Here is a 12,063-nt window from a genome sequence, read left to right as displayed (position 1 = left end):
GGTGGTTACAACAGCGGCATCAGGACGGGGTACAGGGCGCCGAGCGCGGCGACGGCCAGCGGGTCGGCGAACATGCGGGCTCGGGTGATCCCGCCGGTGACGTAGACGTCCATGGAGGTGAGCAGGGCGGACAGCCCGACACGGCTCACGGCGAAGACCACGTAGCCCAGCGCCCCGAGCAGCGGGTCGGCCACGGCGAAGGCGGTCAGCGGCACCAGGTAGAACAGCCAGAAGCCGATCCGCGTGGTGAATCCCAGCCCGAGCGCGAACCCGTTGTACGCGGCGGTGCGCCAGTCGTTGTACCCGAGCCAGCGGGTGTCCGTCTCGCGGTCCAGCTGCCAGGGGACCGGGCGGACGGCGGCTCCGACCGCGACGGCCGACACCGCGGCCAGCGCGAGCAGCGCCCGCATGCCGGGCTCCAGGGCCGAGCCGAGCAGACCGAGGACGGCCCCGGTGAGGGCCGCCGCGCCGGCGGCGGAGAACAGGAGGACGGCGGCGGCCACCGCCGAGGAACCGAAGCACCCGGACACGCGGGCGCGCGTGATCATGATGATCACGTTCGGGCCTCAAGGGAGGGTCTGCTGCGCGATTCCCACGATCAGCGCCGCCATGACCAGCAGCGCCCAGGGCGCCACCCCGGCCAGCAGGCCGGCGAGGGCCCCGAGCCCGGCTAGCGGTACCGCCAGGGCGGGCCTCAGCCATGTTCTCGTCATCGTCGCGCCCCTCAGGCGCCGACGGAGGCGCGGGCCTCGCCGTAGGCGGCCCGCCGCAGGTGCTCCAGGTCGTCGGCGTAGCGCAGGACGCCCTTGGCCACCACCAGGCCGCCGGACACCGCGACACCGAACGGGCCGGAGCGCACCTTGTACCGTTCTCGCACGGAAGTGGCCTCGTCACCGGTGAGGACTCGGGCCTGTGCGGGCAGCAGCTCCCCGAATCCGGTGGACGAGCCTTCCAGGGTGCCGTCGCTGACGACGCAGGCGAACCGGCTCGGGTCGGCCGACCGCGCGACCTCCTCCGCCACCTCGTGGCAGGGCTCGCAGTCGCCGAAGAAGAACAGGACGACGTCGTCCTCGCGCATGCCGGGGAACCGCGGGGCGACCGCGCCGACGGCGAGCCCGTCGGCGGGCGCGGCGCCGCTGTTGGCGACCCGGTCCTGGAGGATCGCCAGCTCGCGCCGTACGACCAGCAGGCCGAGGCCGACGAGAATCAACCAGACCGCGCAAACGACCATCAAACCGGTGTAACCCATGCCGCCTCACTCACTTGTCAAGCCGGACGCTGAACGGCTTGAGCGTGGCCATCGTGGATATCAGCAAATATCCGCAGGTAATCAATGTGCCGATGAGCAGGCCGGAAATTCGCTGGTCGATAGTAGGGGCGGCCGGCGTCAAAGCCACGTACAGCGCGACGCCGATCAGGACGACGTTCCGGACCACCGTGGCCCACGAGGTGGTCTCGCCGGTGCCGAAGCAGGCGCACTCCACGCTCTGCCCCGCCGCGACCGACCGGGCGACCACCGCGGTGAAGGCGATCAGGAGGAGTACGGCCGCTCCCGCAGGTGGGAGCAGGTTCGGGCTGAGCGCGACGGCGATGCCGACGGCGACCTCGACGGCCCCGAGGAGCCGTCCCAGGCCGGGCCGCACCCGGCGGGTGATGCCGAAGCGGACGAGCGCGAGCGCGAGCCCGAACGGCTTTCTGATCTTGGGGACACCACTGGCGACGAAAAGGGCGGCCAAAAGGCCGCATCCTGCACCGACTAAATCGGCTGGTTCCATGGACGTGATCATAGGTGGGGGTCATACTTTGATCAATGGTGAGATTACGAGTTCTTCTGCTGCCGGCGGTGTTCGTCCTTACCGCTAGTCAAAGTGCCTGTTCAGCGGGGCAGTCGACTCCGAAACCGGCCGCCGCTGCCGCTTCCCGGCCGAGCGTGGTGGGGTGGACGACGCCCGTCTCGCCGCCGGCGACCCCCGGCGGCGGTGTCCCGTGCGTCGACGCCGACCAGGCGGGGGAGCGGGGAGCCACGGCGGGCGCCGTGCGCGCCGGGCCCTTCGGGACCGTGCTCCGAGGACAGCACGGTGGCGTCGCCAAGCTGTGGGTCGCCCCCGTCACCCACCAGGAGGCGGCCGACGCGCTGATCAAGGTGGAGCACACCGAGTCGGGGACCACCGCCTACTACGTCCGCGACCGCGCCGCCGTCTCCACCCCTCTCAACGACGACGGCACGCCCTCCCGCGACACCATCTACCCCGGCTCGATCCTGCTCCCGCCCGACGGGCACGTCCGCATCACCGTGACCATCGGCCGTTCCTCCGGCTGCTTCGCCTTCACGCTGTAGGACACCGGGCCGCTCACCGTCCGCGGCCGGGGACGGTGCGCAAGAACACTGCCGGTGAACCGGGCACGTTTGGCAAGTCCTTACCATGTGGACCGACGTTCACAGGTCTAATGTGCCCGCAACGGGAGATGGCCTTCACGGCGCTCACAGTGAGCGGCGGGCTCCTCCCGGAGGGTGAACGTCGAGACGGAAAGACGGCAAGACGCGCCGCGGAGGTCCGCCTGCGGGGTGGCCACCGACCGCCCGGCCCGGTCAGTGAAGGGGCTCTCATGGCCTTCGGATGGAAGTTGCACGGTGACGGGCGGGGGCTCGCCCCCGGAGAGGTGGTCAGACCCGGCGAACGGCTGAGCTGGCCCCGCATGATCGGGTTCGGCGCGCAGCACGTCATCGCCATGTTCGGCGCGACGTTCGTGTTCCCGCTGCTGATGGGGCTGAACGCCAACCTGGCGATCATGATGTCGGGTGTCGCCACGATCCTGTTCCTGCTGATCGTCCAGGGGAGGATCCCGAGTTACCTCGGCACCTCGGCGTCGTTCGTCGGGGCGGTCGCCGCCATCCGCGCGGGCGGCGGCGACAACGGCACCGTCACGGGCGCGATCCTGGTGGCCGGCGTCGTGCTCGCCCTGTGCGGCGTCCTGATCCACTACCTCGGCGTCTCCGCCATCAACCGGATCTTCCCGCCGGTGGTGACCGGCGCGGTGGTCATGCTCATCGGGTTCGGCCTGGCCTACGTCGCGGCCGACGTCTACTGGCCGCAGGACCAGTGGATGGCCCTGATCACCATGGTGATCGCCTTCGTGGTGATCGTGCTGTTCAGGGGCTTCACCGGCCGCATCGGCATCCTGATCGGCCTGGTCGCCGGCTATGTGCTCTCCTGGGTCGCCGACAAGGTCTTCGGCGACATCACCGCTCTCAACGCCGCCACCGGCAAGATCGACACCCACCCCCGGATCAGCTTCGCGAGCGTCGCGGACGCCCCCTGGATCGGCTTCCCCACGATGCACGCGCCGCACTTCGCGGTTTCGGCCGTCGTGCTCGTCCTGCCCGCCGTGATCGCGCTCATCGCCGAGAACATCGGGCACGTCAAGGCGGTCGGCGAGATGACCGGCACCGACGTCGACCCGTACATGGGCCGGGCGATCATCGGCGACGGCGTCGGCACGGTCGTCGCGACCGCCGTCGGCGGCTCGCCCACCACCACCTACGCCGAGAACATCGGCGTCATGGCCGCCACCCGCGTCTACTCCACCGCCGCGTACTACATCGCCGCCGTCGTGGCGATCCTGCTCGGCCTGTGCCCGAAGTTCGGCGCGCTGGTCGCGGCCACGCCGGGCGGCGTGCTCGGCGGCATCACCGTCATCCTGTACGGCATGATCGGCCTGCTCGGCGCCAAGATCTGGATCGAGAACCGCGTCGACTTCTCCGACCCGGTGAACATGGTGCCGATCGGAGCGGGCATCATCCTGGCGATCGGGCCGGTGTCCCAGCAGATCACCAAGAACTTCTCGCTGGCCGGCATCGCGCTCGGCACCGTCGTCGTCCTCGGCGGCTACCACCTGCTCCGCGCGATCTCCGCCCGGACACAGGCCACCACCGGGGACGGCGGTCCCGCTCCTGCTCTGGCGGAGGGAAGCGACAGCACCAGGTGAAGCCTCCGGCGTTCGACTACCACGCGCCCCGCGACCTCGGCGAGACCCTGCGGGTCCTCGCCGAGGCGGGGCCGCACGGCAAGGTGCTGGCGGGCGGCCAGAGCCTGATCCCGCTGCTCAACATGCGGCTGGCCGCGCCGTCCCACCTGGTCGACATCAACCGGGTCGCCGGGCTCGCCACCATCGGCGTGGAGGACGGCGGCGTGCGGGTCGGCGCGCTGGCCCGGCACGCGGCCGTCGAACGCGACCCCGTGGTCGCCCGCGCCCAGCCGCTGCTGCCCGAGGCGCTGAAGCTCGTGGCCCACCCCGTGATCCGCAACCGCGGAACGGTCGTCGGCAGCCTCGTCCACGCCGACCCCTCCGCCGAGCTGCCCGCGGTGCTGACCGTGCTCGGCGGCTCGGTGCGCCTGGCCCGCGACGGGGGCCGCGAGCGCGACGTCCCGGCGGCGGAGTTCTTCACCGGCCCGCTGGAGTCGGCCGTCCAGCCGGGCGAGCTCGCCGTCTCGGCGTTCTTCCCGGCGCTCGCGCCGCGCACCGGCACGGCGTTCCGCGAGGTCGCGCGCCGGCACGGCGACTACGCGCTGGCGGGCGCCGCCGCCCTGGTCACCGTTGACGACGACCTGCGCATCGTCTCGGCGCGCGTGGCGTGCGTGAGCGTGGGCCCGGTCCCGCTGCTCCTCGACGTGTCGCGGGTGTGCGACCGCAGGCCCGCCGCGTCCGTCGACTGGGCGGCGGTGGCGGCGGCCGTACAGGACCGGGTCGACCCCGAGGGCGACATCCACGCCTCGGCCGCCTACCGGCGGCACCTCACCGGGGTGCTGGCCGAACGCGCGCTGCGCGCCGCCGCCGAGGCCGCGAAGGAGGGGACCGATGAGTGAGACCGCGCGGGGAGTCCCGGGGCCGGGCGGTGAGGCGCTGCACGCGATCTGCCTGACCGTGAACGGCGTCGTGCGCGAGGTGGACGTGCCCGGGCGCCGGCTGCTGTCCGACTGCCTGCGCCACGACCTCGGGCTGACCGGCACCCACGTCGGCTGCGAGCACGGCGTGTGCGGCTGCTGCACCGTGCTGCTGGACGGCGAGCCGATCCGCTCGTGCCTCACCTTCGCCGTCTCGGTGGACGGCCACGAGATCACCACCGTCGAAGGGCTGGCCGGCCCCGGCGGGTCGCCGTCGCCGGTGCAGCGGGCGTTCTCCGAATGCCACGCCCTGCAGTGCGGCTTCTGCACCCCCGGCTTCCTGTGCACGGTCACCGCCCTGCTCCGCGACAACCCGGCCCCCACCGAGGACGAGGTCGTCGAGGGCATCTCCGGCAACCTGTGCCGTTGCACCGGCTACCAGAACATCGTCAAGGCCGTCCACCGGGCGGCCGAGCTGATGGAGGAGCAGGCGTGACCACCAAGCTGTTCGGCGAGCCGGTTAGGCGCAGGGAGGACGGGCGGCTGGTCACCGGGCAGGGCCGCTACCTCGACGACCTCGGGCGGGGCGCGCTCGCCGCCGCGTTCGTCCGCTCGCCGCACGCCCACGCCCGCGTCCGCGACATCGACGTCTCGGCCGCGCTCGACGTCGACGGCCTGGTCGCGATCTACACCTGGGAGGACCTCCCGGAGCGGGTGCGCGACCCGCTGCCGCTGCTCATCCCGCACCCGGCGCTCACCCACGGCCGTACGGCCTACCCCCTGGCCAGGGACATCGTGCGGCACGTCGGCGAGCCCGTGGTCATGGTGGTGGCCCGCGACCGCTACCTCGCCGAGGACGCCGCCGCCCTCATCGAGGTCGACTACGAGTTCCTCAAGCCGGTCGTCGGCATCGAGGAGGCCGCGCACGGCGCCCAGCTCGTCCACGAGGACGTCCCGGGGAACGTCGGCGCCCACCTGGTGCAGGAGGTGCCGTCCCGCGGCGGGGCCGGGGCCCGCGAGGCGATCGATGCGGCGCCGCACCGGCTGTCGTTCCGGCTCGACATCGAGCGCAGCGCGTCCATGCCGCTGGAGGGGCGCGGCGTGTACGCCCGCTGGGACGCCGACGACCGGTCGCTGCGGGTCTACACCTCCACGCAGACCTCCACCAGCGTGCGCATGGCGATCGCGGCCAAGCTGGGCCTGCCGCTGCCCTCGGTGGAGGTGATCGCCCCGGACGTCGGCGGCGGGTTCGGCGTGAAGATCGTGCACCCGTGGCCGGAGGAGGTGCTCGTCCCGTGGGCGGCGATGCTGCTCGGCCGCGAGGTCAAGTGGACCGAGGACCGCCGCGAGCACTTCATCTCCTCCGCCCACGAGCGCGCCCAGGTGCAGCACGTGCGGGTCGGTTTCGACGACGAGGGGCGGGTGCTCGGCCTCGACGTGACGATCCTGCACGACCACGGCGCCTACACCCCGTACGGCATCATCGTGCCGATCATCACGGCCACCCAGCTGCTCGGCCCGTACCGCATCGGCGCCTACCGGGTGGAGTTCTCCTCGATCTACACCAACACCGTGCAGGTCACGCCGTACCGAGGGGCGGGACGGCCGCAGGCGGTGTTCTGCATGGAACGCACCATGGACAAGATCGCCGCCCATCTGGGGCTCGACCGCACGGCGGTGCGCGCGGCGAACTTCATCCAGCCCGGCGAGTTCCCCTACGACCAGGGGCTCCTCTTCCAGGACGGCCGCCCGCTGATCTACGACAGCGGGAACTACCCCGAGTCGCTGCGGATGCTCAAGGAGCTGATCGGCTGGGACGATTTCCCGCGGCTGAAGGCCGAGGCCGCGGCTTCGGGACGGCGCCTCGGGATCGGCCTCGGCTGCTACGTCGAGGGCACGGGCGTCGGGCCGTACGAGGGCGGCCACGTGCAGGTCACCTCCGACGGGCGGGTGCACGTCTCGACCGGGCTGACCTCGCAGGGCCAGGGGCACGAGACGGTGTTCGCGCAGATCGCCGCGACCGAGCTGGGCGTGCCGCTCGACAGGGTGTCGGTGGTGACCGGCGACACGCGGCGCTTCGGGTACGCCGTCGGCACCTTCGCCTCGCGGGCGGCGGTGATGAGCGGCAACGCGATCGCCCTGGCCTGCCGGAAGGTGCGCGAGAAGGCGCTGCGCATCGCCGCCGACGCGCTGGAGGCCGACCCGCGCGACCTGGAGATCGAGGACGGCGTGGTGCGGGTGGCGGGCAACCCCGGCGCGTCCATCCCGCTGGCGACGGTGGCCGTGCTGTCCAATCCCCTGCGGTACGCCTTCGACGAGGAGGCCAAGCGGGCCACGCAGTTCAGCGGGGCGACCTCGATGGAGCGCCCGCCGGTCGACGAGGGCGAGGAGCCGGGCCTGGAGGGACGCGACTACTATTCCCCGGTGCGTTCGACGTTCGCCTCCGGCATGCACGCCGCCATCGTGGAGACCGATCCCGACACCGCCGAGATCCGGATCCTGCGGTACGCCGTCGTGCACGACTGCGGCAAGCTCATCAACCCCATGATCGTGGAGGGGCAGATCCACGGGGGAGTGGCGCAGGGCGTCGGCGGCGCGCTGTACGAGCGCATGGTGTACGACGGTCATGGCCAGCTGCTCAACGCGTCGTTCATGGACTTCCTGATGCCGTACGCCACCGAGGTGCCGCGCATCGAGACCGCTCACCTGGAGACGCCGTCGCCGCTGAACCCTCTCGGCGTCAAGGGCGCGGGGGAGGCCGGGGTGATCCCGGTGTCGGCCGTCATCGCCTCGGCGATCGAGGACGCCGAGGGGCTGGCGATCGACCGCATGCCCATCTCGCCGTCGGAGCTGTACGAGCTGAGGTCCCTCGCCGGGCGGTGACGGCCGCGCCGGCTCGCCGCCCCTGCCACGCCGCCGCCGCTGAAGTGCTGAGGTTTCCGCAGGCCAGGGGCTCGCCGGTGTCCATGCCCGCGAAAGACAGTGTTTTCCGCCCTTCCGGGCCGGCTCCTCTGCCGTTCACGACAGGTCGCTGTCTGTGTTCGCACTGCTACATTCCGTGACTGAACGCGGCCGGTGATCGTCCGGTACGGGGGTCTCCGGCAAGGCCGACGAAGGAGGAACCGTGATGAAGGCAACGACATGCGGCAGGCGGATCGGGGCGGCGACGGGCGTGGCCGGACTCGCCATGGTGGTGCTCACCGCCCCCGCCCTCGCGGCGCCGGCGGCGGCCGCGCACGTCCGGGGGCCCGCGGTCGTCCAGGCCGGCAAGGCGGGGGCCGGTGACATCTGCCTGTACTCCCGGCGCGACTACAAGGGCGCCTCGTGGTGCTGGAACCCGGGGAACGGCTACGTCGACGTCCCGCCGGCCCTGCACGACAACGTCGGCTCCTTCCAGGCCGACGCCGACGGCTGCTTCATCAACTGGATCAACGTGCCGGAGAACAGGAAGGAGACGCGCGTGGTCCGCAAGGGCGACTACCGGAGGGTCTACGACAACGACTTCGGCGGCAAGATCGACGCCGTCGCTCCGAGCTGCTGACGAATTGACACCGTGGGCGCGGACCTCCCGGTCCGCGCCCACCCGTGTTCCTCCCCCACTCGAACCTCCGCGCGGCCGTCCCTTTCCCCGCGCAGTCGGGGGTATTCGGATCCGGCGCCGCGTCGGCGGGATGTCGTACGGCGGAATCGGCGCCGCCGTACGACGGCCCACCTCGTCCACCCCTCAGACGGTGACCCTCTTGCGGAAGACCCAGTACGTCCAGCCCTGGTAGGCCAGCACGAACGGCAGGGCCACCAGGCCGATCCAGGTCAGCACCCGCAGGGTGTACGGGCCGGAGGCGGCCTCGGCGAGGGTGAGGCCCGGCAGCGGCGCCTGCGACAGCGTCCCGAACAGCGCGCCGGTGACCAGCACGATCGCGGCGGCGGTCGCGGCGAACGCCCACCCCTCGCGGCGGCGCCAGATCAGCGCCACCCCGGCCGTCAGGGCGATCATGGCGGCCAGTGACACCGCCCACAGCGCCGGGTGGGACGCCCAGCCCACCCCGCCGTCACCCGCCGTCGGCAGCGCGGGGAGCACGGCGATGGCGACGGGCAGCGCGACCGCCGCGACGGCGAGCGCGGCGCGGCGGGCCCGCACGCGGAGACGTCCGGCCGTCTTGAGCGCGACGAACACCGCGCCGTGCAGGACGGCCACCGCCAGCGAGAACACCCCGCCCAGCACGGTCGCCAGGGCCGTGCCGAACAGCAGGTTGCCGAAGATCCCGCCCCACAGGAACGCCGTCAGCACGCTGCCGGTCACGATGCCGGCGTCGCACAGCGCCCGCTCCCTGCCCTGCACCTTGCCGCGCCACTCCAGCCCCACGCCCCGCACGATCAGCGCGGCCAGCACCATGACGAGGGGAAGGTACAGGCTGCTGAGCAGGCCGGAGTACCACGCGGGGAAGGCCGCGAACATGGCGCCGACGGCGGTGATCAGCCACACCTCGTTCCCGTCCCACACAGGACCGATGGTGGCGATCATCTGCCTGCGCTCGTCCTCGTCGCGGGACAGCACGGGGATCAGCGCGCCGACACCGAAGTCGAACCCTTCGAGGACGAAGTAGCCGGTCCACAGGAAAGCGATCACCAGGAACCAGAAGGTCGTGAGCTCCATGGCGTTCTCCTAGTACATCAGGGTGGGGGTGAGCTGGGGCGGCTCGGCGTCGGCGCCGGGCCTGGCGTCGCCGGCGACGGGCGCGACCGGTTCGGGGCCGGCCTTGACGTGACGGACCAGCAGCCTGGCCTCGGCGACCGCCAGCGCCCCGTACAGGACGGTGAAGACGGCCAGGGAGATGGCGACGTCGCGCACCGAGACCCCGGGCGAGACGCTGGCCGCGGTGAGCAGCTCGCCCTGGACGGTCCAGGGCTGGCGTCCGATCTCGCTGAGCAGCCATCCGGCGACGATCGCGAGCGTCGGCAGCGGGAGCGCGAGCACGGCCGCCCTGGCGAACCATGTGGGCGTCGCGCGGCGGCGCCGGGTCAGCCACAGCCCGAGCAGTGACAGCCCCACCGTGGTCAGCCCGAAGACGATCATCACGCGGAACGAGGCGTACACGACCGGGACGTTCGGCATGTAGTCGCCGGGGCCGAACTGCCGGGCGTACCGGCGCTGGATGTCGTCCATGCCCTGGACCTCGGCGTTCGGGTCGTGCGCGGCGAGCAGGCTGAGCATCTTCGGCACCTCCACGCCCGGGAGCGGGGAGAACGGCGCGCCCTTCTCGTCGTGGCGCAGCCCTTCGGCGGCGGCGAGCTTCATGGGCTGCTGCTCGTGCAGGAGCCGGCCGGACTGGTCTCCGGTGCCCGCGACGACCGCGCCGGCGATGGCCGTCATGACCAGGGCCGCCCGCAGGCTCGCCCGCCACATGGCGGGGTCGGTGCGGAACCGCCGCGCGCCCCGCCGGGTGTCGCGGGTGAAGGGGACGGTCGCGTCCCCCTCGGCGGTGTGGCGCCGCTCGACGATGATGCGGTACGCGCTGACCGCGATCACGAACCCTCCGGCGACGACGAAGGCTCCGGAGATCACGTGGGGGACCTGGGCGAGCGCGGTGGAGTTGGTGAGGACGGCCCAGATGTCGGTCATGCGGGCCCGGCCGTCGACCACCTCGTAGCCGACCGGGTGCTTCATCCAGGCGTTGGCGGCGAGGATGAAGTAGGCCGACAGGTTCGACCCGATGGCGGCGGCCCAGATGCAGGCCAGGTGGATCCGCTTGGGGAGCCGCTCCCAGCCGAAGATCCACAGGCCGAGGAAGGTCGACTCCAGGAAGAACGCGAGCAGCGCCTCCATGGCGAGGGGGGCGCCGAACACGTCGCCGACGAAGGTGGAGTACTCACTCCAGTTCATCCCGAACTGGAACTCCTGCACGATGCCGGTGACCACGCCCATCGCGAAGTTGATCAGGAACAGCTTCCCGAAGAACTTCGTCAGCCGCAGGTAGTGCTCCTTGCCCGTACGGTGCCAGGCGGTCTGCAGGCCGGCCACGAACACGCCCAGCCCGATCGTCAGGGGTACGAAGAGAAAGTGGTACACGGTGGTGACCCCGAACTGCCACCGCGCCAGATCCAAAGCGTCCATGTTCCCCTCATCGGGTCGGGAGCTCTACAGGCTGTAGTTCTATTCCTAGTAGTACTACGACTTGTAGAGCTACGGGCCCGGGGAAGGCGCCGGATCGCTGCGATCTTCGTCACACCGCTTCCTACCGGCCCTTTCGGGCACGCGACACCGCCGCCGGCGCCCCTCCCCAGGCGCGCCGGCGGCGTTCCCCTTACTCGCGGCGTCTTCCCCTGCGAAACCGGGAGCCCCTCGCTCGGCGCAGCGGCAGCCGCGTCGCTCGGGGCCCACCCGGTGTTCCGGCTGGACATCGTCCGTCACCGGCTTCGCGCCGCCGGGCACTCCCCGGCGGCATGATCCATGGTGCCCCGCGGCCACCCCCCGGGTCGTCATCCCAGCGGGTGATTCCCGGGTACGCCGCCCGGCGGAGCCGTGGTGACCGGGGTAGGAGGCGACCCTGCCGCGGAAGGCCCGGCGCGTCCGCTTTAGGGCGTGGTTCCCTTTTCGACCGCGTTCCACAGGATGGCGATCGGCGTACCGTCCGGGGTGGATCGGCTCTCGAATTCGTCGAGGAGGGCGTCGATCCGCTGGTCGAGTTCCGCGCGGGCCTCGGCGTCGAGGTGGAGGATCGCCCGCCGGGTGTGCCGGCTGGGGGGCGAACCGTTCTCGACGAGTTCGGCGCGGTGGGCGTCGACGATGGCCAGGTCGATCTGCCCGGCCAGCTGGTCCGCCTCCGTGCCGAGGTCGAGCCGCCAGGTCGCGCCGGTGGCACGGTAGGGACGTTCCCATGCTCCGTTCTCGCCCTGACGGGGTGGCTCGACGACGAGGAAGCCGGCGTCCGTCAGGGCTCGCACGCGCCGTAGCAGGGTGGCCGGCGCGACGCCGAGCCGCTGTGCGAGTTGCTGGTTGGTCTGGGACCTCTCGAGGCAGAGGCGCAGAATGCGCCAGCTCAGCGGGTGTGTCAGGGCGCGCAGGTCTTGTGGGGTCGCCTGCCTGCGCGGTTCCGGTTCAGCCGTCGACGGCGTGGAGTCAGCCATTGACAGCAGTATAACCGATGTCCAAAATTGAGATCGATTTCACTTTGTGGAAGCA

The 12,063-nt window shown here is 71.7% G+C and carries 13 protein-coding genes; 6 read left to right on the top strand and 7 right to left on the bottom strand.

The genetic code is table 11. The features are described 5' to 3' along the window. Positions 1–5 precede the first annotated feature (5 nt). From KIK05_RS39770 to KIK05_RS39755, 4 genes are read right to left on the bottom strand one after another with little or no spacing between them, the layout of a single operon-like run. Positions 6–548 (bottom strand): hypothetical protein, encoded by a 543-nt coding sequence (locus KIK05_RS39770; protein ID WP_214416057.1) that lies wholly within the window; start codon positions 546–548, stop codon positions 6–8. 18 nt (positions 549–566) lie between these two features. Continuing rightward, positions 567–713: a hypothetical protein gene (locus tag KIK05_RS39765; RefSeq protein WP_214416056.1), complete on the bottom strand. Its 147-nt coding sequence runs from the start codon at positions 711–713 to the stop codon at positions 567–569. Between the two features lie 11 nt (positions 714–724). Next, the gene (locus KIK05_RS39760; RefSeq protein WP_214416055.1) at positions 725–1,231 is read right to left on the bottom strand and encodes a hypothetical protein; all 507 of its coding nucleotides are present in this window, start codon (positions 1,229–1,231) and stop codon (positions 725–727) included. 28 nt (positions 1,232–1,259) lie between these two features. Continuing rightward, complete coding sequence (locus KIK05_RS39755; RefSeq protein WP_214416054.1) at positions 1,260–1,736, bottom strand: MauE/DoxX family redox-associated membrane protein; 477 nt, start codon at positions 1,734–1,736, stop codon at positions 1,260–1,262. A gap of 194 nt (positions 1,737–1,930) precedes the next feature. Here KIK05_RS39755 and KIK05_RS39750 point away from each other — a divergent pair, with 194 nt between their 5' ends. From KIK05_RS39750 to KIK05_RS39725, 6 genes are all read left to right on the top strand, one after another. Further along, positions 1,931–2,338, top strand: a complete 408-nt coding sequence (locus tag KIK05_RS39750; protein WP_214416053.1) for a hypothetical protein — start codon at positions 1,931–1,933, stop codon at positions 2,336–2,338. Between the two features lie 269 nt (positions 2,339–2,607). Next, a complete protein-coding gene (locus tag KIK05_RS39745; protein ID WP_214416052.1) occupies positions 2,608–3,987 on the top strand; it encodes a uracil-xanthine permease family protein in 1,380 nt (459 codons plus the stop codon). Then, the gene (locus tag KIK05_RS39740) at positions 3,984–4,865 is read left to right on the top strand and encodes an FAD binding domain-containing protein (protein ID WP_214416051.1); all 882 of its coding nucleotides are present in this window, start codon (positions 3,984–3,986) and stop codon (positions 4,863–4,865) included. The genes KIK05_RS39745 and KIK05_RS39740 overlap by 4 nt, the downstream gene beginning before the upstream one ends. Continuing rightward, positions 4,858–5,379 (top strand): (2Fe-2S)-binding protein, encoded by a 522-nt coding sequence (locus KIK05_RS39735; RefSeq protein ID WP_214416050.1) that lies wholly within the window; start codon positions 4,858–4,860, stop codon positions 5,377–5,379. The genes KIK05_RS39740 and KIK05_RS39735 overlap by 8 nt, the downstream gene beginning before the upstream one ends. Then, positions 5,376–7,766 (top strand): aerobic carbon-monoxide dehydrogenase large subunit, encoded by a 2,391-nt coding sequence (cutA, locus tag KIK05_RS39730; protein WP_214416049.1) that lies wholly within the window; start codon positions 5,376–5,378, stop codon positions 7,764–7,766. Before KIK05_RS39735 ends, cutA begins: the two co-directional genes overlap by 4 nt. A 244-nt stretch (positions 7,767–8,010) precedes the next feature. Continuing rightward, positions 8,011–8,424, top strand: coding sequence for a hypothetical protein (locus KIK05_RS39725; protein WP_214416048.1), 414 nt, complete (start codon positions 8,011–8,013; stop codon positions 8,422–8,424). 183 nt (positions 8,425–8,607) lie between these two features. Here KIK05_RS39725 and cydB read toward each other — a convergent pair whose 3' ends face one another. The 3 genes from cydB to KIK05_RS39710 all read right to left on the bottom strand — a co-directional run bounded on the left by cydB (position 8,608) and on the right by KIK05_RS39710 (position 12,008). Then, entirely contained in the window at positions 8,608–9,537 is a 930-nt protein-coding gene (gene cydB / locus KIK05_RS39720) for a cytochrome d ubiquinol oxidase subunit II (RefSeq protein ID WP_214416047.1), read from the bottom strand. A gap of 9 nt (positions 9,538–9,546) precedes the next feature. Then, on the bottom strand, positions 9,547–10,995 hold the full coding sequence (locus tag KIK05_RS39715; RefSeq protein ID WP_214416046.1) for a cytochrome ubiquinol oxidase subunit I: 1,449 nt from the start codon (positions 10,993–10,995) through the stop codon (positions 9,547–9,549). 461 nt (positions 10,996–11,456) lie between these two features. Beyond that, positions 11,457–12,008: a winged helix-turn-helix domain-containing protein gene (locus KIK05_RS39710; protein WP_214416045.1), complete on the bottom strand. Its 552-nt coding sequence runs from the start codon at positions 12,006–12,008 to the stop codon at positions 11,457–11,459. Between the last annotated feature and the right edge of the window lie 55 nt (positions 12,009–12,063).

The organism is Sphaerisporangium fuscum, assembly GCF_018531465.1.
GTDB lineage: Bacteria > Actinomycetota > Actinomycetes > Streptosporangiales > Streptosporangiaceae > Sphaerisporangium > Sphaerisporangium fuscum.
Note: the sequence above shows the minus strand (reverse complement) of the source record. Positions and strands in the feature narration are given on the sequence as shown.